This window comes from Pseudomonas viridiflava (genome assembly GCF_001642795.1).
Taxonomy (GTDB): domain Bacteria; phylum Pseudomonadota; class Gammaproteobacteria; order Pseudomonadales; family Pseudomonadaceae; genus Aquipseudomonas; species Aquipseudomonas viridiflava.
Map to the genome: position 1 here is coordinate 1 of NZ_LKEH01000017.1, position 22,729 is coordinate 22,729.

Genomic DNA, 22,729 nt, shown 5'->3' on the forward strand with positions numbered 1-22,729 from the left:
CCTTCAACTTTACGATGAACCAGTTTGATGCGCGACAGCGCTACGTCGAAGACGTGGTGGCGCCTCCCACAATGATCCCATGTACTCAGCAACTTATCGGCGACGTTCTCACGTCGACTGCGGACACGCTTCGGTTCCGTTGTTCAGGCCCTGTTTGTGGTTCTTGTATTCCAGCGTGGCCTTGCCGTCGACCCACTTCAGGGTCACGACGACCACTGAGTCGAAATCATCGCCTTCCCAATCGTTGACCAGCTTGACGTCCTTGCCGGACGCTTCCTTGGCCACCTTGTTGATCAGTTCCGGCAGATAGCCATGTGACCAGGCGGTGTAGATGATTGCGTTGTGGTACTTGTCGTGCATCAACTCGTCAGCCAGATCGCTGGTGTCGTTGGCACCGAAGTCGATGTTGATCGGCAGGCCCAGCTTGATTGCACTCGGGCCAACGGTCATCAGGGGGCGAACGTAACTGTAGGAAAGGTCGCCATCACCCTCTTCCACGTGCCTGCTTGGATTGGCGGCAAAGATGAAGTCGGCCTTGCCGAATTCCTTCGGCAGCAGTTCGGACAGTTCGATGGCGCGATTGAGACCCTGACAATTCAACTGCCCAAGGCCCATGGAGGGCTTTTCGGCATGACGCAGGAAAACCAGAGTCTGAGTGCCGTTTTTCGGGTCGGCATACACGCCTTTGCCCATGGAAAACAGCAGCACGGCTGAAACCATCAGTACGGAAGGAAGGGTAATCCAGGCAATACGCCGCTGAAGTCGGCTGCTCAATGAGAGTTTGGGAATATTCATTATTGTCTGAGTCCGGTACGCGGTTAAGGGAAAATTCAGCGTGTTGCTGATGCGAAGGCGCTTGCCATAGCGGGTTCGCCACCCTTTTTCTGTCCCTGCGGATCAGTCGAATACGTGTCCCTTGATCACGGATAAAGACTAGTACTGCAATGTTGCGGAATGAAGAATACGGACGATAGGAGTCCGAAAATCCCTTTCTGTTGCACTTGAGGCTGAAAAAAGCCTGATTTTTCTACAAAAAACCCAAACAAGGCAGGTCCTGCGCATCCGGTTTCGACTGTTGGTGGAGCAACAGTCTGCGAACAATCCTGTGCTTCAGGCAACACTACCAGCAGCCAGGATCGCGACAAACCACGCTGCATCACCCCGGATTGCATCTGGCACAGAGGCTGCATATTCCCTTTTAAGCACCTGATACGCATCCAACTGCTGAATTGGAAATAACAGGCTCGGCGACGCCCCTCTTCCTGATCCGGACACCTACCCATGCCATCACTTCGTTCTGCGTTTCGCCTGAAGACTCCCCATGTGCTCGCCAAGGGGTTGCTGACCAGTCTCGCGCTGGCCTTTGCGCTGCAGCCGATGGCCCAGGCGGCTGAAACAATGCCTGCGGAAATCCATCTGGATTATGCCTACTACTCACCCGTGAGCCTTGCGCTCAAACATTTCGGCTGGCTGGAGCAGGCATTGCCGCAATCGAAGGTGACCTGGGTCCTGAGCCAGGGCAGCAACCGTTCACTGGAATACCTCAACAGCGGCAGTGTCGACTTCGCCTCTTCGGCCAGTCTGTCGGCAGTGCTGGCTCGTGCCAATGGCAGCCCTATCAAGTCGGTGTATGTCTACAGCCGAGCGGAATGGACGGCGTTCGTGGTGCGCAAGGATTCGCCTCTGCAAACAGTGGCAGACCTCAAAGGCACGAAGATCGCTGCCACCAAAGGCACCGACCCGTACCTGTTCACCCTGCGCGCGTTGCAACAGGCCGGCCTGAAGAAAGACGACGTGGAACTGCTGCACCTGCAACACCCGGATGGCCGTATCGCTCTGGAGAAAGGCGACGTGGACGCCTGGGCAGGTCTTGATCCGCACATGGCCGCCAGCCAGATTCAGGCAGGATCGCGGCTGCTGTATCGCAACAAGGATTTCAACAGTTATGGCGTGCTGAGTGTCACCGAGACGTACGCCAAAGAGCACCCTGAGGCGATAAAAACGGTCCTGACGGCTTATGAGAAAGCGCGGGACTGGGCAGTCAAGAACCCGGATGAACTGGCCAGATTGCTGGCCCAGGAGTCTGGCCTGCCACTGGAAGTGGCCCGCCTGCAATTGTCACGGACTGACCTGAGTGCGCCGCAACTGAGCGCAAAGGATGTCGAGTCCTCCAAGGCCGCAGCGCCGATTCTGGTCTCCGAAGAGCTGGTGCGCAAAGGCGTGAACGTCGAGCAGGTCGTCGAGCAGTTGATCACGCCTGACTTTTCGGCTTCCGTGATCGCTCATCAATGAATCGTGCAGAAAAAACGCTGCCGGGTGCGCAGCCTGCCCTGTTCACCGAGCCAAAACGCGGAGTATGGGGAAAACATAAAGCACTAGGTAAAGGGTTGGTATTACCTGCCCTGATTATCGTGTTTCTCGAGCTGGTCGTGAGGATCGGCTGGCTGCCTTCCTACCAGATGCCTGCGCCCAGCGAGATCGTGATGACCCTGGGTGATCTGGCCGAGGGCTCGTTGTGGAAGCACATCGGTGCCAGCCTGCTGCGTGTACTCAGTGGTTTTGCCATCGGTGCGAGCCTGGCGCTGTTGTTCGCTGCCTGGGTGGGCCTGAGCCGTGAAGCCGAGGCCTATCTGGAACCCACGTTTGCCGGACTGCGCTCGATCCCGAGCCTGGCGTGGGTGCCATTGCTGCTCTTGTGGCTGGGTATCGGAGAAACTTCCAAGATCGTGCTGATTGCCATCGGCGCGTTTTTTCCGGTCTACCTCAATGGCGTGGCAGCCATTCGCGGCATTGATCGCAAACTGGTGGAGGTCGGGCAAATGTACGGCTTCAGCCGTTATCGCCTGACACGGCGGATTCTTCTGCCAGCCGCCCTGCCCGGCCTGTTCACCGGACTGCGCAGCGGCATGAGCCTGGCGTGGATGTTTCTGGTCGCGGCCGAACTCATCGCCGCCACAAAAGGCCTGGGGTACCTGCTCAGCGACGGCCGCGAAACCTCGCGCCCCGACATCGTTCTGGCCGCCATTGTCGTATTGGCAAGCCTGGGCAAGTTGAGTGACGGCTTACTGGCGAGGCTGGAAAGACGTTGTCTGAGCTGGCGCGACGCATTCAACGGCCAGAGCCAGGAGGGTTGATCAATGGCTGCTGCATTGATGGAAATTCGCGTTACACACAAGGCCTTTGCCGAGAGCACTGTCCTGCGGGACATCGATCTGTCGTTGCAGGCGGGTGAAATCGTCAGTCTGCTTGGTCCAAGCGGTTGTGGCAAAAGCACCCTGCTGAGAATCGCCGCCGGCCTTGAGCGCGACTTTCAGGGCAAGGTAAACAGGCTGCTGGGTGAAGTGGCGTTTGTTTTTCAGGAGCCGCGGCTGATGCCATGGTTAACCGTCGAGCAGAACATCGGCTTCAGTGATGACGGGCATTACGACCGTGTCTGGGTCCGGCAACTGATCGATGAAGTGGGCCTGACCGGCTTTGCCGAGGCCCTGCCCAAGGCGCTGTCCGGTGGCATGGCGCAACGCGTGGCGATCGCCCGCGGCCTGTACTCCCATCCGGCCGTTCTGCTGCTGGACGAACCGTTCAGTGCCGTGGATGCGTTTACCCGCATGAAGCTTCAGGACCTGTTGCTGCAACTGGCCAGCCGCCACGCCATCACCCTGCTGCTGGTGACCCACGACGTGGATGAAGCGCTGTACCTGAGTGACCGGGTGCTGGTCATGGGCAGCCGCCCCGGCAGAATAGTGCACGAACTGACGGTGGACCTGAACACGCCACGGGATCGACGTGACCCGCGGCTGGCCAGCCTCAAGGCCCAGGCCCTGACCGAGTTGCAGCAGGCCCATCTGATCTGAGCGCGGTCGCGAGGTACTACTTGCCCGCCTTGATGTCATTCCAGATACCGACCCGCAACGCATCGATTTTGGTCGGCAACGGGCTCATGGCAAACATGCGCCCGAGCGTTTCCGCGTCAGGATAGATATCGGTGTCCGTCCACAACGCAGGGCTGATCAAGGCGTCGGCTTTTTCGTTACCATTGGCGTAGTGCACGACATTGGTAATTCTGGCAATGACTTCCGGGCGCAGCAGGTAGTTAAGAAACGCATAGGCGGCTTTCGGGTCGGGAGCATCGGCCGGTATGGCGACCATGTCGAACCACATCGGCGCGCCTTCTTTGGGAACCATGTAGTGGACGGTGACCTTGTTGCCCGCCTGCTCTGCCTTCTCCTGAGCCTGGGAGATGTCCCCCGAGTAGCCCACGGCGACACAGATTTTGCCTTCTGCCAGATCCGCGATGTACTGCGATGAACTGAAATCACGAATGTACGGGCGTACGCTGTTCAACACAGTCTGCGCCTTGCTGTAATCGGCAGGGTTTTCACTGTGCGGTTCAAGCCCCAGATAATTCAGGGTAATGGGCAACATGGCGGGCGCGCTGTCCAGGATGGCGACGCCACACTGGGCAAGTTTCTTCATGTTTTCGGGTTTCAGAATCAGGTCCCACGAATCCAGCGGCATATCTTTTCCAAGTACCGCTTTCACCTGAGCCACGTTGTAGCCGATACCGGTACTGCCCCACAGATACGGAAAGCCGTGCTGGTTGCCGGGATCACTGCTTTCCAGCGCCTTGAGCAATACCGGATTCAGGTTCTTCCAGTTCGGCAGCTGACGCTTGTCAAGCGTGGTCAACAAGCCCTTGTCTATCTGCCGCCCCATGAAGTGAACGGACGGAAAAACCACGTCATAGCCCGAATGCCCGGCCATCAGCTTCGCGTTCAGCTCTTCATTGGTTTCATAGGTCTCGTACACGGCCTTGAAGCCCGTGGCGGACTCGAAATTCTTCAACGTGTCCGGCGCGATGTAGTCGGTCCAGTTGTAGATATTGACCGTCTCCGCCGCATGGCTGGTCGAAGCCAGCAACACCAGCGCAGCAAGGGCTTTTTTCAGCATTATTGTTTTTCCTCGGGTCAATGGCGACAGCTTGCCCTAGTGCACGACAAGGCCACAAGACCTGCACAGAACGCCCTTCACGAATACTCGATATTGATGCGCATCAAATAACTGAAAAAAACTTGCTGCGTCATAAAAAATTTTTCCATGACCCTGTTGTCGGGTGCTATTTTTAGTGCTGGTCAGACCGCTCTGATAACACCGTAGGAAAGCAGCATGATGCGGCCAGGAATTACCTCGGTAATTCTTACCCGCTCTCTCGGGCTTTTGCAGGTTGAGTCTCGGTGGGTCTCCCTACCCTATGGAGCCCGGAAGTGCTCGATTGAATCAGGTGGGCCATCGTCATGAATATAGCCATGAACAAGGTAACGTTCCCCAATGCATGCCAACTCATGCGCTGGCATTTTCATCCGGTAGGCTTTGAAGCCAGCATGGACGCGCCCAGCAGCATGATCGCCCGACTGTTCGACCGAGCCAGTGGCGAGACGGTACTGGCCATTGCCGGGCTGCCCTGCGCCACGGTCATGAACGCTGCGGATGTGGAACGAATCATCGAGGCCATCGAGACCGAACTTGAATTGTTCGGTGCCCACACTCAACTGGTCGGCTTTTCCTGATATCAATTCCGATGCAAACAGCGCGTCACTGACTGCCTGTCAGTGACTTCTGGCGCACGTCTTCGAAGAAGGGCTTGTCACCTGCGACCCTGTCCGATGCCTTGGGCGTCTGAACGCTGTCAGTGCCGCCGGTACTCTCTTCGACATACCAGTAGCAATGCCGGGCTGCACGCGTAATGGCGACATAGGCCAGGCGCAGCACTTCATCCTTCTGTGCCGAATCGAACGGTTGCAAGTCATTGGCATCGCCAAGACCCGCCAGGCGATAAACCTGATTCTTGTAGGGCGAAACGGTCAGGTGCTGGCAATCGCCAAGCAGAAACACAGCATCGGCCTGCAACCCTTTGGAGCTGTGGTACGTCAGCGTCCTGATGCGTCGGTTCTGCGTGCCGAGCAGGGTGTCAGTGTCGATCAGCGCCTGAAGCCGCTGTGAGAAACGGGCCTTTTCGCTGCCCTTGCGGTACAGCAGCAGGATCGAGTCGCCGTCGTTGTAATGCTCGGCGACCCGCTCGGCAAGCTCGTCCTCATCCCGATCACGCACGCTGACTGGCAGCAACTCCTGAGGCGCACCGCTGGCCCGGGCTTTCTTGCCGGGAATCGCTGGCGCCGCCCGAACGATATGCTCGGCCGCATCGATGATGTGCTGATGGCTGCGGTAGTTTTCGCTGAGCATGACTTTGGTGGTCGCCGGCGACGGGAATTCCTTGGCGAACTCCATGAAGTACTTTGGCGAACTCCCGCGCCAGCCGTAGATCGACTGCCAGTCATCGCCCACGCAGAGCAGTGACGAATGCTGGGCAATACGCCCGACGTGCATCGCCGGTCCACGTCGGCGGATTTCGCGCAGACAGGTGCGAATCCACGAAACGATCTGCGGCGAGACGTCCTGAAACTCATCGATCATCAGGTGCGACAGAGGACGCAGTAAAGGGTCACTGACATGCCTGAGGTTCTCCGGCGAGGTTTCCCCGAACAGCGCGAACATCCGGTTGTACGTCATGACCGGTGGAGACTGGGCCAGCAGGTGCTGCTCGAAGGCTTTCCAGAACAGGCTGAGGGCTTCGAAGAAAAACCGGTCCGGGTCGTCGCTGGCAAAGCTCATCTCGGCAACGGCACTCGGCACGTCCAGGCCCAGGTTCTCGATGAAGCTTGCAGCCGTCACAAAACAGTCCAGCAAAGGTCCGGCGCTGAGTTCGCCCTTGACCCGATAGTCGAAACCGGGACCGGCAACGGCGGACCCGGCAAGCGACTGCATGACCTTGTTCGCCGAATCGTAATTATCCATCCATATCAATGGCTTATTGCAGAAAGCTTGAAACAGGGTGCGCTTGATGACGCCTTCCGCCCAGACCGGCAATTTCGCCCCGGGTCGCTTGAGCTGCTGGTCCTCACTCGAATCCAGCCCCAGAACGACCCATGCATCCAGCTCGGCAATGTAGCCGTGGAAATGGAACGGAAAACCATTGATTTCAACGGTTTGCCGCATGGGCTCAATGCCTTTTATAGGCCAGGCCTTGGCGCGTATCCACAGGTCCTCGACGGTATCGCACCACTCCTCGTCCCGTTTCGAAGATAGCTCCGTCACCGCCACCCGTTTCTGCACATCGGGATGGTCGCGGTCCAGCTCCTTGAGCTGCAGGGCGTGGCGATACAACGGCGCCATCACCTCCCGGAAACGCTCATTGCTGGCATAGAGGTCGCGATAACAGAGGTTCATCTGATGGCGCTGGGCATCGTTGATGCGCAGATCGAACGGATTGCTGTCGGCGTCTTCCTGAGTGGACGTCTGGCTGTCGAGCGTCTCGAAGGCTCGCAACTGTTCGAAGCCAGGCAGGCTGCGTACCAGCGGCAGAATGCGTGAGTGGAAGGTACGCACCACATCGCGCGCCTGTTTCTGGCTCAACGCATGCCCCCACAGGGCCATGACGTCGATCAGCTTGTTGATGAAGTCCTTGCGTGACTCGCGGGTGAAGGTCACCACGGTCATCGCATCCAGCTCGTAGCCCAGGTAGTGATGAAGCAACAGGATGCGCAGCACCAGCGACGTGGATTTGCCTGCGCCTGCACCGGCAATCACATAGGTAGACGGCGTGTCGCTGAAGATCATTTTCCACTGTGCCGCACTTGGCTGAGCATGCGCGGGGAGTTTTTCGGCGACATCACTCTTGATGCGTTTTTTCAGTTCAGGCGTGAGCGCCAGCCGCCAGTCGTCGAACAGGTGATCGTCCACCTTGGGGCCGCGGTGCTTTGCCGGGCGCGTGTCGCTGATCACCAGCACCTGACGGCCTTCCTGCTGACCGTCCATGTAACCGTCGGCGTAACCTTCCCTGACGCCTTCGATGTGCCCGTTCAGGTAACCATCGGCATGCCCCTGAAACCACGACGGCATGTGCTGCGACCCCAGCCCGGTCAGGCTGCGGCCGAGCAGCCGTGCCAACAGCCGCTTGAGGAACGGCAACTGCTCGGGAGGGTTGAGATCGACATCCAGGTCATGGGGAAGCGCAGAAGGCAGGTCGTCGGGCACGCAGACTCCGGTCATGGGCTCGTGGGCAAAAAGGACGCCTATGGTGGCTGGATTCGCGCTCAGGTTCCAGCGAAATGCTTTGCACTCAGTGCGTTAGCCGATCAACTGCATGTAATGCGGTAGATGCCATTACTGCGGCATGACGGATTTCGGCACCAGTGCACCCGGATGCTGAATGACGATACCCGCCAGCCGATGCCCGGCTTCAGCCGCCTGCTGTGGGTGTTCACCCTTGAGTCGGGCCGCCAGATACGCAGCGCTGAACGAATCCCCGGCGGCCGTGGTGTCGACTACCCGCTCTACCTTTTGCGTGGGAATCTCGAAACGCTTGCCGTCGGTTTCCACGATGCAGCTCTGTGCGCCCCGCTTGATGACGATTTCATCAATCCCGCGCTGCCGATAGGCCGTCAGCAACTGGTCGGTGTCGGTATATCCGTACAGCGCCTGCTCGTCGTCTTCGGTCAGCAATGCCAGGTCCACATACGGCAGGCAGGCAAGATAAGCCTCACGTGCCTGCTCGACACTGGCCCACAACCGGGGCCGGTAGTTGTTGTCAAAGGCAACCTTGGCACCGCGTGAGCGGGCCTTGGCGAGCATCATGAGCAAACGCGACCGGCCTTCGGCACCCAGCACCGCCAAGGTGATGCCGCTGAAATACAGCACATCGTAACTGGTCAATGCGGCGAGAATCGGCTCGGCTGCCGGTGTCATGAAGCAGTCGCGCACTGCTGCCTCGTTGCGCCAGTACAGAAACCGTCGCTCGCCATTGGCATCGGTCTGGATGCAGTACAGCCCCGGCAAGCGGCCTGGCAGGCGCTGCACCTTGCCCAGACCGATCCCCTCTTCCGACCAGACCTTGCACATGGCATCGCTGAAGCTGTCGTCGCCGAGCGCGGTGACGTAGTCCACCTGCCCGCTGCCCAGCAAGCGGGCCAGATAGACCGCCGTGTTCAAGGTGTCCCCACCAAAGCTCTGGCGCAGACTGCCGTCAGCATGCTGCTGCAACTCGATCATGCATTCGCCGATCAAGGCGACACGTGGAAGGCTCATGTGGCGGTCACTCCTCTGTACGCGTGGAATCAGAAGTACGTGCTGAAGGGCTCGATCACCCGCAGGTCATCATCCACCAGGCAACCTGAACGCCACTTGTCGAAGGTGAGACATGGATGCGATGTGCCGAAGGCGATGATGTCGCCCACCTTCAGCTCACAATCGGGCGCCACGGTCATGAACGCGTGCTGATCCATCACAGCCGTGACCTTGCAGCCGCTGACGTCATCGCCGCTGGCAGGCAGTACACCCGCCTTGTAACGGCGCAACGGATTCGGCATGCCTGCGTCATAGGCGACATCACGCTTGCCCATGGCGATGACCGCAAAGCCTGGCTCCGGCATGGACTGCACGTGGGCCCAGACTTCCAGCGCCGGTCGTAGCGCTTCGCTCAGCTCGGCACGCCGGTCCAGCACGCAGCATTGCGCATCCTTGTAGATGCCATGGTCGTGCACCACATAACTGCCGGGGCGCAATACGCTGAGAAACCGCTCGCGCACCGCCTGCTCATCGAACGCCTCGGCGATCAGGTCATACCAGGCCGAACCTGACGCGGTGACGATCGGCCGATCCAGCGCGAACGCGCCCTTGTCCTGCAATTCGACCGCCAGGCGCACCAGCGAAGCCGCAAATGCCTTAATGCCACTGATGGCGTGATCACCATGAATCACGCCTTCGTAACCCTCGATCCCGGTCAACGCCAACGAAGGCTGTGCCAGAACGGCGTCTGCCAACTCGAGCACCTGGGCTTCGGTGCGACAACCGCAACGTCCGCCCGGCACACCGTACTCGATCATCACGTTCAAGCGCAGACCACGCTCGGCGAAGAATGCGCCCAGTGCAGCGACATTGTCCGGATGGTCGACCATGCAGTGAAATTCGAAGGTCGAATCCGCCAGCAGCTCGGCAATCAGCGCCATGTTGGGCTGGCCGACCAACTGGTTGGCCATCAGGATACGGCGCACGCCATGGGCATACGCGGCCTGGGTCTGTACCGCGGTCGCCAGTGTCATGCCCCAGGCGCCCTCCTCGATCTGCCGCCGGAACAGCGCGGGCACCATGCTGGTCTTGCCATGCGGTGCCAGTTCGGCGCCGCTGTTGGTCGCGAAGGTCTGCATCCAGCGAATGTTGTGATCAAGCGCCTGCTGGTGAACGACCAGCGCAGGCAGGCTGACGTCGCTGACCAGACTGTCTCCCGGCCGGGCGAAACCCTTATCGATGACGGCAATGCTCATCAGTAATCTCCTGCTGAAAACACGTTATTCGTTGATTCGGCGAGCCAGGCCGTTGGCACTGTCGATCAGCACCCGGCGATAGTCGCTGTAATGAGTCTTGGCATCGGCACGCGGCGCAACGATGCACAGGGTGGCGATGCATTGGCCCTGCTCGTTCCTGACCGGCGCGGCGAAGCAATGCGTGAAGGTGTCGGCCACGCTGTCGAAGGAAAAGAAACCTTCCTCACCCGCCTTGCGGATCTCGCTCAGAAAGGTGTCCAGCGGCAGCCGTTCGCCGCCCGGCAGAATGAAGTCTTCCGGGTCGATCAGGTCGATGATCTCCTGGTCACTGAGGTGGCTGAGCAGCAGGCGCCCGGAAGCCGTCCAGGGAATCGGCGCGTTTTCACCAATGTCCGAAGATATCCGGAAATGCCGCTCGCCTTCTTTCATCAGCGCCACGGTGTACTTACGGCCATTGAGCAGGCACATCTGCGCAGTTTCCCGGGTCTGGCTGACAATCTCACCCAGGCACACCTCTGCTTCGCGAGTGAAATCAAAATGCCGCAAGTGCGCCTGGCCCAGAAAATACAGCTGGCGACCGAGGTACACATGTCCGTCCTTGCCGACCGGCTCCAGAATCCGTCGCTCCAGCAGTGAAGCCACCAGCTCGTAGATCGTGGACTTGGGGCTGCCGATGCCGCTGGCAATCTCATTGGGCCGCATGGGCGTGGCTTTTTCCTTGAGGAAGTCGAGGATGTCGAACGCCCGGTCCAGCCCGCGGGCACGGCGCTTGATGGTGTCTTCGCTCGCTTGAGTCACGTCGGTCATCTGCTGCTATCCATAGTGTTGAGCCGCCAGCGCGGGCTGGCGGCAAATCTGAGCCGCTACTTCTGCCGATAGGCGATGCAATCGATCTCGACTTTGCAGTCCACCATCATGTTGGCCTGTACACAAGCGCGTGCGGGTGCGTGCTCCGGCGTGAAGTACTCACCGAAGACCTTGTTGAAGCTCCAGAAGTCGCGTGGATCTTCCAGCCAGACGCCGACGCGGATCACATCCTTGAGCTCGTAACCGGCCTCTTCCAGGATGGCGATCAGGTTGCGCATGGTCTGATGGGTCTGCTCGACGATACCGCCGACGATGATCTCGCCGTCCACCGCCGGGACCTGCCCGGAGACGTGCAGCCAGCCATCGGCTTCGACGGCGCGGGCAAATGGACGGGGCTGGCCGCCCCCGGCAGTGCTGCCAGCACCATAACGGGTAATGCTCATGGGGTTCTCCTTCTTGAAAATATTAAAACCGGATGTTTTTGAGAAATTCGCTCAGGCGCGCTGACTTGGGTTGCTCGAACAGCGCCTTGGGCGGGCCCTGCTCCTCGATACGGCCCTGATTCATGAACACAATCTGATCGGACACTTCGTAAGCGAATCGCATCTCATGGGTGACCAGCAACATGGTCATGCCCTCTTCCGCCAGGTCCTTGATGACATTCAGCACTTCGCCGACCAGTTCCGGGTCCAGCGCCGAAGTCACTTCATCGAACAGCATCAGACTGGGATTCATGGCGATGGCTCGGGCAATTGCCACGCGCTGCTGCTGACCGCCAGACAACTGGCCGGGGAAGTGATCGCGCCTCGACAACAGGCCAACCCGATCCAGCCATTTCTCGGCCAGCGCCACGGCCTGGTCCTTGGGCATCTTTTTGACCTTGAGCAGCCCGAGCGTCACGTTTTGCAGCGCACTCAAATGCGGAAACAGGTTGAACTGCTGGAACGCCATACCCGTCATGGCTCTGTGTTGAGCAATAAGGCGCTCGGGATGACGGGTGCGCTTGCCATTGATTTCGCTGTAACCGATGTCCTGGCCTTCCAGCCGGATGTGTCCGCCCTGGAACTCTTCCAGCAGGTTGACGCAGCGCAGCAGCGTGGTCTTGCCCGAGCCACTGGAGCCGATCAGGGTCACGACATTGCCTTTTTGCATGCGCAGATCGACGCCCTTGAGCACTTCGACAGTGCCGTAGGATTTGTGCAGGCCCTCGATGCTGAGCAACGCGGGTGAAAGCGTTTTGGTCTGGGTTTGTGTCATGGCAAGGCCACCCGTTTTTCGATGTGTCGCCCAAGCAGCTCAATGGCGTAGTTGATGAGGAAGAACAGAAAACCGGCGAACAGGTAGAATTCCAGCGTCATGAAGGTCCGGGCGATCACCTGTTGGGTGCTGAGCAGCAGTTCGGCCACGCCGATCACCGACAGCAGGGTCGAAGCCTTGACGATCTCGGTCGAGGAGTTGACCCAGGTCGGCAGGATCTGGCGCATGGCCTGCGGCAACAGCACGTAGCGCAGCGACTGGCCGAACCGCAGCCCGATTGCCTTGCCTGCCTCCAGTTGTCCGCGCGGAATCGCCTGCAGGGCACCGCGTACGATTTCCGACACGTGTGAGCCGCAGAACAGTGTCAGTCCCAGCGCACCGGCCTGAAAGGCACTGATCTGCCAGCCCAGCGCGGGCACCATGTAGAACACCGCGAGCACCAGCACGAACACCGGCGTGCCGCGAATGAGATCGACGTACAGCCGAATCGGCAGGCGCGCAAAAAATCCGCCGTAGGTCAGCACCAGACCGGCGAACATGCCGATCAGGGTGCCGAACAGAATGGCCAGCGCCGAACACTGAATACTGGTCAGAAAACCCGACCACAGCACTTCACGGGCATTCCACACTTCCTGCAGCCAGCCAGGGGGTTGATACATGACAGCCTCCTAACGGCGAATCGCCAGATGTTGTTCGAGGGCGCGCAGCAGCATGGCGATCGCATAGCAGGCCACCACATAGAGCGCAGTGGTCACCAGCCAGGTTTCGATCACCCGGTAGCTTTCGACATTGATCTTGCGTGCGTAGTAGGTCAGTTCCGGCACTGCGATGGCTGCGGCCAGCGAGGTGTCCTTGAACAGTGAAATGAAATTGTTGGACAGCGCTGGCAGCACGTTACGCAACATCACCGGAACCACGATGTACGCCCTCACCTGCCACTCGCCAAGACCGATAGCCAGCCCCGCTTCACGCTGGCCCTTGTGAATGCTCAGCAGACCGGCGCGAAACACTTCGGTCAGATAAGCGCCTGCGTACAACGACAGGGTGATGACGAACGACGGCAGCTTGTCCAGACGAATGCCCAGGCCCGGCAGCGCGAAGTAGATCAACAGAATGAGCACCAGAATGGGTGTGTTTCGCACCACCGTCACGTAGATCGACGCCACGATACGCAACGCGCGGTAACGCGACAGCAGCGCGAACGCGTTCATCAGACCGATCACACAGCCGATGGCAATCGAGATCAGGGCCAGTTCCAGACCGAGGCCCAGCCCCGCCAGCAGACTCGGAAAATCGCGCCAGACGGCATCAAAATTCAACTGATAGTTCATGGTTACCTGTACCCGGCAGGGTTGGCATTTCAGCTCACCCTGCCCTTCAAGAGGTTCGATCCGACTTACTTGTATTCCATCGGGAAGCCAATCGCAGGCACTGGCAGGTCTACGCCAAACCATTGCTTGAACGAGGCGGCATAGGCCGGGAATTCGACACCGGTCATGGCTTCATGCAGCGCGGTGTTGACGAAGTTCAACCAATCCTGATCGCCACGCTTGACCGCGCAGGCATAGGTTTGCGGGCTCCAGGCGAAGGCTGGCGAACGATAGCGGCCAGGGTTCTGCACCATCAGGTACTTGACCGAGGACTGGTCGGTCGCAGCGGTGTCGGCACGGCCGGAGTTGATGGCCTGGTACATCAGGTCAACGCTGTCGTACTGATCGACCTTGGCCTTGGGCAGCGCCTGATGAACCAGTTCTTCGGCGTAGACGTTCTGCAGCACGGCAACCGTTACGCCGTCGCCTGCGGCTTTCAGGTCATCGATTTCCTTGTATTTGCTATTGGCAGGCAACAGCAGCGCGACGCCTTCCCGGTAGTACGGCAAGGTGAACGCAACCTGTTGGGCACGGCTGGCGGTGACGGTGATGAACTGGCAGCTGATGTCCACCTTGTCCGTCAGCAGATTGGGAATGCGCGCGTCCGACGACTGGACGACGAACTCGACCTTGCTCGGATCGTTGAACAGGCCTTTGGCGATGATCCTGCCGATGTCGATATCGAACCCCTGCAACTTGCCGTCCGCCCCCTGAAAGTGCCACGGCGCATTGGTGCTGCCCGTGCCGACCACCAGATTGCCGCGTTTCAATACCGCGTCCAGTTTGCTGCCCTCTGCTGCTATTGCCGGATTGACCAGGGTGACGGCCGCTGCAAAAGCAAATACACAGGTTTTCAGAAAAGAAGGTCCGTAGCGCATCACATGAACTCCACCGGGTTGTCTTTATTCCGCTATAGCGGATATAGGTATGTAACAACGGAATAGAGAGCAGAAAGTGTGCCACAGAATGCCCGGCAAAAACCGGTTGCGAAAAAAATGAGGCGAATCAAAGGGCTGGGAATCGCTTTGCGATAGGGCCATTCAACGCTTTGGACACGATGGCGCTACTGAGAGAAACATTTCGGTAACAAAGCCCCATACCTGGGCGTGCGCGCCGCAAGTGGGCGCACAGAGGTCAAAGGTTGAAAAGACGGGACTGGCGTTGCTTTTTGCAAGCAAAGGCCCGCCAGAGTGGCAGGCCTGAAGGGCGATGCTTAAAGGCAGGTGGCGATGGCGGCGGAGCGCAGGCCTGTCTGGGTGTCGCTCGGGGCGGCATAGAAATCGACAGAAGACGCTGCGCCCTGGGGACGCACGTCCGCGAAGTAACGGGTCTCTGTGGTGAACACAGTGAAGCCCCCTCCAGACAGCTTGTCCATGAACACGTCAGCAGAGCTGCCGAACATGGCTTCGTTCTGCCAGGTCACCTGAATGCACTGGGCGACGGCAGCCGCTGGTTTGGTGCTTGAGAGAATCTTGAACGGTCCGCCTGAACGTGCCGAATTCGACGGCGCCGCGCATCCGACCAACACCGCTGCCGCAATCACCAGAATCGCTAACTTCATGTCATGCCTTCGCTGATAAAAAACCGATTCTAGCACCGCGGTCACCCGTCAACCTTCGGCGATTTGCTCTTCGTACTCTTTCACGTACTTGCCCGCCAGGGACTGCTTCTGCTTTTCGTCGAGCAGCTTGCCAGCCATCTGGAAGAACTTCTGCTCTTCTTCCTTCAAATGGTGGTGCACTTTCTCGGAGAGCTTTTTTGCAGTCGCCAGCCAGGCCGGGCTCGACATTTCGGTCTCGTCCAGCTCTTCCATCATCTCGTCCATTTCGTGGTGCTCGGAAATGGCGTGACGGCTCAGATCGATGCCGTTGTCGTGCTCCATCAACGGAATATAGAAGAAACGTTCTTCAGCGGTTTCATGCGCCTGAAGTTCTTCCTTGAGTTGCTTGTAGGCCTGAGCCCTTGCTTCTGAATCGCCGCTGGTCTGGATCAGTGCATCGGCATAGCCGCGTTGACGATCATGGCTTTCGCGTAGTGCTTCGAAAATATTCAAGGACTGATCTCCAGTTCGACTTCCGGGTTGTGGAAGCATTGTTGACTAGACCCTTCGCGAAGATCAGCGGTTCCAAAAAATACTGGCGAATCGGCATCTCGCCAGCATTTTGTCGAACGCAACGCTCAAGCCAGCTCGAACACCACGTCCTGCGCCCCTTCCCAGAGTGTTTTCACACCCAGCTTGCGCAGGTTTTCCTTGCCCTCGGTGATCGTCAGGAAATGATTACCCGCCAACTGCCCCATCTTGCTGGCAAAGCAGCACGACCCATACGCCAGGATGATCTCCGTCTCACTGTAGCCGCCGGGATAAAACAGGATATCGCCCACCGAAGGATGACTGGTGGCGTTTTCAAAGCCGACCAACGTGTCGTCGAGCTTCAATTCGTAATCGTCCAGCGGCACCCAGCAACCTTCGCCGCTCCAGCGCACATGAATAAACTTCTGCTTATAAGGCAGCAGCTTCAAGAACGCAGCGACAGTCTTGGGCGCGTCCGGATTGGTTTCGGCCAGAAACGAATAGCCGCCAGCGGTTATTTTAATGAGGGTCACTGCCGCGTTTCCTTTGATGATTATCAGGTGGGCGTGAAGGATAAACACTGACGCCATCAGACGTCACGAGATACCGTTTCGTCCGTACAACAGATAGCCCGGCCGATGACTGAGCCGTTCGTAATACCCATTGACTGCAGGCAGGTCGGGATGCTCGAAGGGCGTTTCGAACCAGCGATTGACTGAAAGCCCGACAGCAATGTCAGCCAGAGAAAACTGCTCGCCAGCCACATAAGTACCGGTCTTTTCGAGCTGGCTGTTCAGCACTTGCATGTGCCTGGACCACATGGAAAGCGACGCAGCAACTGCGTCTGCATCCTGAAAATTGGCCGAGCGGCGTGCCAGTGACATGAAGGCATAAGTCCATGACGTGTTGAGGTCAGAGCTCTGCCAGTCCATCCACTGATCAACCCGTGCCCGTGCCTTCGGCGCCCTGGAATAAAGGTGCTCGCCGCCATACTGACCGGCCAGATAACGGATGATGGTGTTGGATTCCCACAGCACGAAATCACCGTCAATGATGACTGGCACCATGGCGTTGGGATTAAGCCTGAGGAACGCTGCACTGTTGGTCGATCTGAAATCGCTGCCCCAGTCTTCCTGGGTGAACGGTATTGCCAGTTCCTCGCATGCCCACAATACCTTCCGCACGTTGATGGAAGACGCCTTGCCCAATATGCGTAACATTCAATGTCCTTATTGCGGATCCATGTCCTTCGGTTCAAAACCATTCAGCCGTTTGGCGTATAGCCGATTCTCGTGTTCTTCGCCTTGTAACACATACATCGGCGCGCCCTCGAGCCTGTAGCCCATTTGCGGATAGAAACCCAGCGCGCGATCGTTGCCCACCCAGACCGTCGCCCAAAGCAGAAGCGCGCCGCCGAGTGCGGCCTGCTGTTCGGCAGCCCTGAGCAGGCGCTTCCCTACTCCCAGCCCGGTAAACCGTTCCTGTACATACAGACGCTGCAGTTCGGCCGCCTGCGCAGTGTCGATCATTTCGTGCGCAGTCAGCAGCGCCACTTGGGCAAATCCCACCAGATGCCCATGAGATTCGGCAACGATAACGAATGTACCGGGCTGAGCAATGATCCCGGCAATGGACGCTTGGGAAAAGGCTTCCAGCGCCTCACGAGCAATCGAATCACGAATGCCCTCAGTGGCATAAGTATCCAGAAACACCTGCAGCCCCAATACCGCCACACACAACGAATCCTCGACCACGGCTTCGCGCAGGACCAAATCAAATGAGGTGGTATTAATCATTGAGCGACTGGCCGGAAAAGGTGAACGACGAACTCCGGATCATACATCAGGAAGGCCCCTTTATCGGCCAGCGAGCCCGGTCCAGGACCAGGCTCGAAGTGAAGTTCAATGCTGGAAAAGCTGTTCTTTGGCAGCCTTGATCCGTTTCTCGCGTTCCTTGACGAGTTTGTCTGCAAGGTCGGCAGCAGCGACTACCGCCTCCTCTGCCGTCTCGGTGCACGTGATCGTCGTGCTGAGCGCAGCCGCCGCATAACGATCCCAGGCAGGAACTTCGTCGTTGAAAAGTGGTGGTATTGTCGACATGGGATACCTCCTCACTGCAAGGTCTGACAGGGCGTCAGACTGTCTGCCAGACAGACTAGGCGGTGACGGGCAAATCGCAACCGGTCGATTGTTCGATCGACCGGTTTCATCATGGGCCTGAAGGCTATCAGCCTTCAGGCAAGAGTCCGGATCAGCGACCCAGCATGACAGACTGCAAGCGGGCTTGCGCCTGTTGGACGTTTTTCGCCTGTGCGTTGAGGTCCTGCAGCAACTTGTTGAGTTCGGTCTGCACGACTGGGTCATTAACTTTCGCAACCGAACCCGACAGATCGATCTGCGATTTGTGCGCATCGACATAGTCGGCAATCTTCAGCGTGCTATCGAATGTGCCATTGATTTGCGGCAGGATTTCGCGAAAGGTATTGGCCGGCACGCTGACAGTCTTGTCATAGGCCTTGTTGTAGACCGCTTTCAGATCGTCCGGCTGCTTAAGCTTCTCATGAGCGGCATCAGCCTTGGCCTGCTCTTTGGTCAGCTGCTCGCCCATATCGTTGAGGCCTGTCTGCACAGCCTTCAGGTCGGCGCGGCGCTCCATCACGTCATTCAACGAACGAATAGCGCCTTTTTGCACAAGCTCATTCAATGGCTTGACCGAAGCATCCATCCCTGCGTTGAAATCCGAGATGACGGCATAGTGGGAACTGTAATCGCCGAAAGATTTCTTTTCATCCTCGGTCAGCGTGGGAACCCGAACGCCAGGCTTGTCGACAATGCGGGTCTGCAGGAACTGCGTGAACGCGGCGCGCTGCTCCGGCTCCTTGTCACCACAACCAGCCAGTACCAGGGGCAGCGCAACAGCCAGCAGCAGAGCAGGACGAAAAAAGGACTTCATGTCATGGATCTCCGAGATCATAAGAATGCGTGCTCGATCAGACAGCCTGTCGAACATAAGCGAACCTATAGTCTCGCAATGCCATCATCTAGTTCCCCTGACACGCGTAAAAACGCCGCGCTCTTTCTGGGAAGGCGCGGCGTTTGAATTCCTGAAGCCCGATACAAGAGCGTATCGGCCCGCAGCTACTGAACCTGCACCGAAGACTGCCCAACAGCAGAGATTGCCGAAACCGGCGCCACCGTCAGTGTCGAATTGATCTTCTCCGGTAGCGTGTACATGGCGCCGGTTGCGGGATCGACGATCAACATGCCGATCAGCCCGCCAATAACAATGTTGCCCCAGTACCAACCGTCAATGCCTGACTCGAGTGTTTGAGTGCTGCTGGTATAGCCGTCCTTGCGATAGGTGACCGTGTATTTCTCGCCGTCGAAATAACCCGCTCCAGCCCTCAGCGTCACCTCGTCAGGCGTCACGCCCGAGCGAACGGAAACGCCACCCTCATTGACGATCTCGTAAGCGGCGCCGGACGGACTGGATGTCACCGCTACCGGGTATTTCGAATCGCTGACAATGCTCGCACAACCGGTAACGGCAAAGGCCGCGATGGCAAAGAGGAAGATTTTGAGGGGTGACGCTGGGCGCATTTTTGCAACTCCGTTGCTGGATAATCATCAAGTTAAAATGATATCACAAAGCAATATCATAACGACATCATGCTGACTTAAATCCATGTATTTCATCGCATTACGCCTGGACACCTCATCACGATGGCGAGCCAATCAACCGTACTCATATTCGATATTCATCTGCAACTTCGGACAACTAACAGATACAATCCGGATACATGACTAAAACAGCGATTTAACGTGGTGAACTATTTTTAGATGCAGGGTGATATCATCCAACACCAGCGTATGTAACTAACCTGCACCATATAACATCAATAAGCCATCACGATGATTAGACACTTTTCGAAAGTAACGGATTATCCTATGCCTGTTGCCATCGAGGTTTCCGATGATATTTGTGATCAGCAAGACTTCGGCAACTGCAAGGGCAACTCGGCGGGGCCGGTCTTTCTGGTGGGTTCAGGCGCCTCGGCAGCAGACTTCCCGATAAGGGAATTTTCCTGCATCCCCATGATTACGATGAATGGGGCAATTTCCATGTTTACCAAGGCAGGAATCAGTCCCCACTTCTACGTCTGCTCGGACCGGGACTTCTCCAGGCAACAGCCGGAACTGTTTGCCCAGGCCATGCGCAGCAGCGACAACATCGCCTTGTGGGACAGCCAGATCGGGAAGCTCCGAGGCTCGCCCAGGGGCAATGTCTATGCGCTGAAGAAGGCCGACCGGCTGGGTGCCGCGAGCCTTTTCGAACAGCGATCCGATCTGGTCAGAAAGCTTTCACTGTTCAGCCGACGCAGCAGGGACATCGGTTTCAGCAAGGACATGAGCCTGGGCTTTTTCGACGCCCGCACCGTCATGTACCTGGCCCTGCAACTTGCCCATCACCTTGGCTTCAGCAAGGTGTTTCTGGTGGGTTTCGACATGAATCAATCGGCAGGCCGCTACTACGAAACACCTGGGGCCAGACTGTCCCCGTGCGGACTTGACCAACACTATGAATCGCGAATCCTGCCTTCCCTGAAATTGATGGCGAACTCGGTGATGGGGGACGACTTTCAAGTCTACAACCTGTCGGCGACATCCAGAGTACCGGACGACGTCATCCCCAGGCTGAGCCTGGAGGGTGTTCGACACATGCTGGGGCTTTCGGGCTATAACGGATGATGTTGCGGCATCGGAATGACCTGCGCCAACGACCAACAAAAAAGGCCTGCAAGCTGACGCTTACAGGCCTTTGATATCAGAACAGATCCTTTGGATCAGCTCACCTTGAAACGACCGACCAGCCCCTGCTGCTGTTCGGCCAGTCGAGCCAGCTCGCGGCTGGTGACGGCTGTCTGCTCGGCACCTGCGCTGACCTGAACCACCAGCGTGTTGATGTCGTTGACGTTGCGGTGGATCTCCTCGGCGACCAGACTTTGTTCTTCGGCGGCCGAAGCCACCTGAATATTGCGATCACTGATCGACGCAATGCCTTCGGCGATTTCTTCCAGCAACTCACCGGCACGCACCACGTTGCTCGCGCCCTCCTTTGCTTTGCCCAGTGTTTCCTGCATGGAACTGGCGGCCCGATCAGAGCCGGACTGCAGGTTGGCAATCATGTTCTGGATGCTGACGGTGGAATCCTGGGTTTTCTTGGCCAGGTTCCTCACTTCGTCGGCGACCACGGCGAAACCACGGCCTTGCTCGCCTGCGCGGGCAGCCTCGATGGCAGCGTTCAGTGCCAGCAGGTTGGTCTGCTCGGCAACACCACGAATCACATCCAGAACCGAAGAGATCGAATCGCTTTCACCCTTGAGCTCGCCAATGATCCGCGAGGTCTGTTCAGCCTGAACCTCCAATCCCTGAATCAGGCTGATGGTGTTTTCGATTTCAGTCTTGCCCTGCAGAGTGCTGGCATTGACGCGCTGTGACATCTCGGCGGCATCGGTGGTGCTGCGTGCGACGTCCTTGACCGTAGCGCTCATCTCGCTGATGGCAGTGGCGACCTGGTCAGTGCCCTGACGTTGCTGCGCCACGTTGTTGCTGGTCTGCAGGGCTACGGCAGATGATTGCTCGGCCGCGGTGGCGACCTGTGCGGTGGCGCTGCCAATCTCGCGGATGACTTCGCTGATCTGCAGGGCCATGTTGTCAAGATTGCGGGCAATCTCTCCAAACTCGTCCTTGCCCGTATAAAGAGTCCTGGCTGTCAGGTCACGGGTCGAAAGCGAGATCAGGGTGCGATTCACATCAACAACGGCGATCTTGATGTTGCGAATGATGACCGATGCCAGCCACAGCACGGCAATCAACATCAGGACCACGATCGCGATTGCCACGTACAGACTGCGTTCGGCGTCGGTACGCTCATCACTGGCAAGACCCACCACCATCTGCCCCAGCTCTGCCTCCACCTTGGCCATCAGGTCGATGCGAACGGTGGCCAGGTTGAACCAGTCTTCCGGCTTGATGTTGAGTGGATCACCCAGCGGCGTATCGAAACCCAGACGCTGCAGGCGCGCCACTTCCAGTGAGCCGGGCTGTTGCAGAACGGCATCCAGCTTGTTCTTGAATTCGACAGGCGACCAGCGCTGGTAGGCTTCGAAATAGCCCGAGAACTCACCGAGGTTGCGGCTGAAGCGTGACAACAGCGCTGCGTCAAAGCGGTTCTGGTTGAACGCCAGACCGAGCAATACACGCTCGCGGCCAGCGCGCTCCTTCATGTCCACGAACTGGTTGAGCGAGCTCAACCCACGCAGGATCTGTGGATCATCAATACTGGCTTCCAGAGAATAATTGAAGCCGATCAAGACTTTGATCAGGTCGGTAAAGCGGGCACCGGATTCAGTATTGTTGATTGCCTGCGAATCAACCTTGAGGCGCAGCGCGATCAGATCATCCATCGCACGAAGCACCTTGTCCGGCGCAGGAATACCCTCGGTCGTTTGCGCTCGCATCACGCCCACCGCCTTGTCGGTTTCCTGGCGGAAGGTCTTCAGCTCGTTCTGCATGGACTTGCCACCACTTCCCAGAAATACACCGCTGGCGCCGCGTTCACGCTGGATAGTAGTAACGACATCGCTCAGTTTCTGTGCAGCATTGGTAGCGGTAACAGCCCGGTTCATGGAACCGAGCGTATCGCTTTTGTCAGCCACGAAAATCCCCGCAAAGGCCAGAAAGCCCAGCAGAGGGAACATCAGAATAAGTAGCAGTTTGGTACTCAAAGGGGCGTTTCTAAGCATTGCAGACCTCATGACTTGCACACTTTTGGTTAAAACGACCTCGGGC

The 22,729-nt window shown here is 58.0% G+C and carries 25 protein-coding genes and 1 pseudogene; 5 read left to right on the forward strand and 21 right to left on the reverse strand.

Going from position 1 to position 22,729, the window contains the following annotated elements:
- Positions 1-108 precede the first annotated feature (108 nt).
- Positions 109-795, reverse strand: coding sequence for a hypothetical protein (locus AO065_RS01230; protein ID WP_029241855.1), 687 nt, complete (start codon positions 793-795; stop codon positions 109-111).
- Between the two features lie 486 nt (positions 796-1,281).
- Between AO065_RS01230 and AO065_RS01235 the strand changes: the two genes are divergently transcribed.
- The 3 genes from AO065_RS01235 to AO065_RS01245 are packed head-to-tail and all read left to right on the forward strand — an operon-like array spanning position 1,282 to position 3,851.
- Positions 1,282-2,292 (forward strand): aliphatic sulfonate ABC transporter substrate-binding protein, encoded by a 1,011-nt coding sequence (locus tag AO065_RS01235; RefSeq protein ID WP_004884502.1) that lies wholly within the window; start codon positions 1,282-1,284, stop codon positions 2,290-2,292.
- Positions 2,289-3,134, forward strand: a complete 846-nt coding sequence (locus tag AO065_RS01240; RefSeq protein WP_004884501.1) for an ABC transporter permease — start codon at positions 2,289-2,291, stop codon at positions 3,132-3,134. Before AO065_RS01235 ends, AO065_RS01240 begins: the two co-directional genes overlap by 4 nt.
- A 3-nt stretch (positions 3,135-3,137) precedes the next feature.
- Positions 3,138-3,851 (forward strand): ABC transporter ATP-binding protein, encoded by a 714-nt coding sequence (locus AO065_RS01245; protein ID WP_004884499.1) that lies wholly within the window; start codon positions 3,138-3,140, stop codon positions 3,849-3,851.
- Positions 3,852-3,867: 16 nt separating this feature from the next.
- On the opposite strand, the gene AO065_RS01250 is transcribed toward AO065_RS01245, so the two are convergent.
- The gene (locus AO065_RS01250; RefSeq protein ID WP_004884497.1) at positions 3,868-4,947 is read right to left on the reverse strand and encodes a polyamine ABC transporter substrate-binding protein; all 1,080 of its coding nucleotides are present in this window, start codon (positions 4,945-4,947) and stop codon (positions 3,868-3,870) included.
- Positions 4,948-5,303: 356 nt separating this feature from the next.
- On the opposite strand from AO065_RS01250, the gene AO065_RS01255 reads away from it, so the two are divergent.
- The gene (locus tag AO065_RS01255) at positions 5,304-5,564 is read left to right on the forward strand and encodes a DUF1652 domain-containing protein (protein ID WP_004884495.1); all 261 of its coding nucleotides are present in this window, start codon (positions 5,304-5,306) and stop codon (positions 5,562-5,564) included.
- A 25-nt stretch (positions 5,565-5,589) separates the two neighbouring features.
- Here the strand turns inward: AO065_RS01255 and AO065_RS01260 are convergent, their stop codons facing one another.
- From AO065_RS01260 to AO065_RS01340, 17 genes are all read right to left on the reverse strand, one after another.
- Positions 5,590-8,088, reverse strand: coding sequence for a UvrD-helicase domain-containing protein (locus tag AO065_RS01260; protein WP_032651718.1), 2,499 nt, complete (start codon positions 8,086-8,088; stop codon positions 5,590-5,592).
- A gap of 129 nt (positions 8,089-8,217) precedes the next feature.
- Complete coding sequence (kdgK, locus tag AO065_RS01265) at positions 8,218-9,138, reverse strand: 2-dehydro-3-deoxygluconokinase (protein WP_004884490.1); 921 nt, start codon at positions 9,136-9,138, stop codon at positions 8,218-8,220.
- A 29-nt stretch (positions 9,139-9,167) separates the two neighbouring features.
- Positions 9,168-10,373, reverse strand: coding sequence for an amino acid deaminase (locus AO065_RS01270; RefSeq protein ID WP_004884489.1), 1,206 nt, complete (start codon positions 10,371-10,373; stop codon positions 9,168-9,170).
- Between the two features lie 24 nt (positions 10,374-10,397).
- The gene (locus tag AO065_RS01275; protein WP_004884487.1) at positions 10,398-11,180 is read right to left on the reverse strand and encodes an IclR family transcriptional regulator; all 783 of its coding nucleotides are present in this window, start codon (positions 11,178-11,180) and stop codon (positions 10,398-10,400) included.
- 56 nt (positions 11,181-11,236) lie between these two features.
- Positions 11,237-11,623 carry a RidA family protein gene (locus tag AO065_RS01280; protein ID WP_004884486.1) on the reverse strand — a complete coding sequence of 129 codons (387 nt, stop codon included), beginning with the start codon at positions 11,621-11,623 and terminating at the stop codon, positions 11,237-11,239.
- A 22-nt stretch (positions 11,624-11,645) separates the two neighbouring features.
- Positions 11,646-12,437, reverse strand: coding sequence for an amino acid ABC transporter ATP-binding protein (locus AO065_RS01285; protein ID WP_004884484.1), 792 nt, complete (start codon positions 12,435-12,437; stop codon positions 11,646-11,648).
- On the reverse strand, positions 12,434-13,096 hold the full coding sequence (locus tag AO065_RS01290; RefSeq protein WP_004884483.1) for an amino acid ABC transporter permease: 663 nt from the start codon (positions 13,094-13,096) through the stop codon (positions 12,434-12,436). The genes AO065_RS01285 and AO065_RS01290 overlap by 4 nt, the downstream gene beginning before the upstream one ends.
- Before the next feature lie 9 nt (positions 13,097-13,105).
- The gene (locus tag AO065_RS01295; RefSeq protein ID WP_004884481.1) at positions 13,106-13,768 is read right to left on the reverse strand and encodes an amino acid ABC transporter permease; all 663 of its coding nucleotides are present in this window, start codon (positions 13,766-13,768) and stop codon (positions 13,106-13,108) included.
- Positions 13,769-13,833: 65 nt separating this feature from the next.
- Positions 13,834-14,685, reverse strand: coding sequence for a transporter substrate-binding domain-containing protein (locus AO065_RS01300; protein WP_004884480.1), 852 nt, complete (start codon positions 14,683-14,685; stop codon positions 13,834-13,836).
- A gap of 335 nt (positions 14,686-15,020) precedes the next feature.
- Entirely contained in the window at positions 15,021-15,368 is a 348-nt protein-coding gene (locus AO065_RS01305) for a hypothetical protein (protein ID WP_004884479.1), read from the reverse strand.
- Between the two features lie 48 nt (positions 15,369-15,416).
- Positions 15,417-15,860, reverse strand: coding sequence for a hemerythrin domain-containing protein (locus tag AO065_RS01310; RefSeq protein WP_004884478.1), 444 nt, complete (start codon positions 15,858-15,860; stop codon positions 15,417-15,419).
- A 125-nt stretch (positions 15,861-15,985) separates the two neighbouring features.
- Positions 15,986-16,411: a DUF3830 family protein gene (locus tag AO065_RS01315; RefSeq protein WP_004884477.1), complete on the reverse strand. Its 426-nt coding sequence runs from the start codon at positions 16,409-16,411 to the stop codon at positions 15,986-15,988.
- A 63-nt stretch (positions 16,412-16,474) separates the two neighbouring features.
- On the reverse strand, positions 16,475-17,098 hold the full coding sequence (locus AO065_RS01320; RefSeq protein ID WP_004884476.1) for a glutathione S-transferase family protein: 624 nt from the start codon (positions 17,096-17,098) through the stop codon (positions 16,475-16,477).
- 9 nt (positions 17,099-17,107) lie between these two features.
- Entirely contained in the window at positions 17,108-17,674 is a 567-nt protein-coding gene (locus AO065_RS01325; protein WP_004884475.1) for a GNAT family N-acetyltransferase, read from the reverse strand.
- 105 nt (positions 17,675-17,779) lie between these two features.
- Positions 17,780-17,977, reverse strand: a complete 198-nt coding sequence (locus AO065_RS01330) for a hypothetical protein (RefSeq protein WP_004884474.1) — start codon at positions 17,975-17,977, stop codon at positions 17,780-17,782.
- 151 nt (positions 17,978-18,128) lie between these two features.
- Positions 18,129-18,830 (reverse strand): DUF3053 domain-containing protein, encoded by a 702-nt coding sequence (locus AO065_RS01335; RefSeq protein ID WP_004884473.1) that lies wholly within the window; start codon positions 18,828-18,830, stop codon positions 18,129-18,131.
- Positions 18,831-19,015: 185 nt separating this feature from the next.
- A complete protein-coding gene (locus tag AO065_RS01340; protein WP_004884472.1) occupies positions 19,016-19,477 on the reverse strand; it encodes a hypothetical protein in 462 nt (153 codons plus the stop codon).
- A gap of 348 nt (positions 19,478-19,825) precedes the next feature.
- Here AO065_RS01340 and AO065_RS01345 point away from each other — a divergent pair, with 348 nt between their 5' ends.
- A complete protein-coding gene (locus tag AO065_RS01345) occupies positions 19,826-20,626 on the forward strand; it encodes a hypothetical protein (protein WP_004884471.1) in 801 nt (266 codons plus the stop codon).
- A gap of 95 nt (positions 20,627-20,721) precedes the next feature.
- On the opposite strand, the gene AO065_RS27665 is transcribed toward AO065_RS01345, so the two are convergent.
- Together AO065_RS27665 and AO065_RS27670 are read right to left on the reverse strand one after the other, a co-directional pair.
- Positions 20,722-21,864, reverse strand: coding sequence for a methyl-accepting chemotaxis protein (locus AO065_RS27665; RefSeq protein ID WP_411828634.1), 1,143 nt, complete (start codon positions 21,862-21,864; stop codon positions 20,722-20,724).
- Positions 21,844-22,695 (reverse strand): annotated as a pseudogene (locus AO065_RS27670) (nitrate- and nitrite sensing domain-containing protein); the annotation flags it as partial. The pseudogene AO065_RS27670 and the gene AO065_RS27665, both read right to left, overlap by 21 nt.
- Positions 22,696-22,729 lie beyond the last annotated feature (34 nt).

What these genes read in the sequence shown, in the direction of transcription:
- AO065_RS01235 (WP_004884502.1), top strand. Translation starts at nt 1,282, where the DNA reads ATGCCATCACTTCGTTCTGCGTTTCGCCTGAAGACTCCCCATGTGCTC.
- AO065_RS01255 (WP_004884495.1), top strand. Translation starts at nt 5,304, where the DNA reads ATGAACAAGGTAACGTTCCCCAATGCATGCCAACTCATGCGCTGGCAT.
- AO065_RS01345 (WP_004884471.1), top strand. Translation starts at nt 19,826, where the DNA reads ATGCCTGTTGCCATCGAGGTTTCCGATGATATTTGTGATCAGCAAGAC.
- AO065_RS01230 (WP_029241855.1), bottom strand. Translation starts at nt 795, where the DNA reads ATGAATATTCCCAAACTCTCATTGAGCAGCCGACTTCAGCGGCGTATT.
- AO065_RS01330 (WP_004884474.1), bottom strand. Translation starts at nt 17,977, where the DNA reads ATGTCGACAATACCACCACTTTTCAACGACGAAGTTCCTGCCTGGGAT.
- AO065_RS01250 (WP_004884497.1), bottom strand. Translation starts at nt 4,947, where the DNA reads ATGCTGAAAAAAGCCCTTGCTGCGCTGGTGTTGCTGGCTTCGACCAGC.
- AO065_RS01305 (WP_004884479.1), bottom strand. Translation starts at nt 15,368, where the DNA reads ATGAAGTTAGCGATTCTGGTGATTGCGGCAGCGGTGTTGGTCGGATGC.
- AO065_RS01285 (WP_004884484.1), bottom strand. Translation starts at nt 12,437, where the DNA reads ATGACACAAACCCAGACCAAAACGCTTTCACCCGCGTTGCTCAGCATC.
- AO065_RS01275 (WP_004884487.1), bottom strand. Translation starts at nt 11,180, where the DNA reads ATGACCGACGTGACTCAAGCGAGCGAAGACACCATCAAGCGCCGTGCC.
- AO065_RS01340 (WP_004884472.1), bottom strand. Translation starts at nt 19,477, where the DNA reads ATGCGCCCAGCGTCACCCCTCAAAATCTTCCTCTTTGCCATCGCGGCC.
- AO065_RS01325 (WP_004884475.1), bottom strand. Translation starts at nt 17,674, where the DNA reads ATGATTAATACCACCTCATTTGATTTGGTCCTGCGCGAAGCCGTGGTC.
- AO065_RS01270 (WP_004884489.1), bottom strand. Translation starts at nt 10,373, where the DNA reads ATGAGCATTGCCGTCATCGATAAGGGTTTCGCCCGGCCGGGAGACAGT.
- AO065_RS01300 (WP_004884480.1), bottom strand. Translation starts at nt 14,685, where the DNA reads ATGCGCTACGGACCTTCTTTTCTGAAAACCTGTGTATTTGCTTTTGCA.
- AO065_RS01320 (WP_004884476.1), bottom strand. Translation starts at nt 17,098, where the DNA reads ATGTTACGCATATTGGGCAAGGCGTCTTCCATCAACGTGCGGAAGGTA.
- AO065_RS01240 (WP_004884501.1), top strand. Translation starts at nt 2,289, where the DNA reads ATGAATCGTGCAGAAAAAACGCTGCCGGGTGCGCAGCCTGCCCTGTTC.
- kdgK (WP_004884490.1), bottom strand. Translation starts at nt 9,138, where the DNA reads ATGAGCCTTCCACGTGTCGCCTTGATCGGCGAATGCATGATCGAGTTG.
- AO065_RS01280 (WP_004884486.1), bottom strand. Translation starts at nt 11,623, where the DNA reads ATGAGCATTACCCGTTATGGTGCTGGCAGCACTGCCGGGGGCGGCCAG.
- AO065_RS01245 (WP_004884499.1), top strand. Translation starts at nt 3,138, where the DNA reads ATGGCTGCTGCATTGATGGAAATTCGCGTTACACACAAGGCCTTTGCC.
- AO065_RS27665 (WP_411828634.1), bottom strand. Translation starts at nt 21,864, where the DNA reads ATGGCCAAGGTGGAGGCAGAGCTGGGGCAGATGGTGGTGGGTCTTGCC.
- AO065_RS01295 (WP_004884481.1), bottom strand. Translation starts at nt 13,768, where the DNA reads ATGAACTATCAGTTGAATTTTGATGCCGTCTGGCGCGATTTTCCGAGT.
- AO065_RS01290 (WP_004884483.1), bottom strand. Translation starts at nt 13,096, where the DNA reads ATGTATCAACCCCCTGGCTGGCTGCAGGAAGTGTGGAATGCCCGTGAA.
- AO065_RS01335 (WP_004884473.1), bottom strand. Translation starts at nt 18,830, where the DNA reads ATGAAGTCCTTTTTTCGTCCTGCTCTGCTGCTGGCTGTTGCGCTGCCC.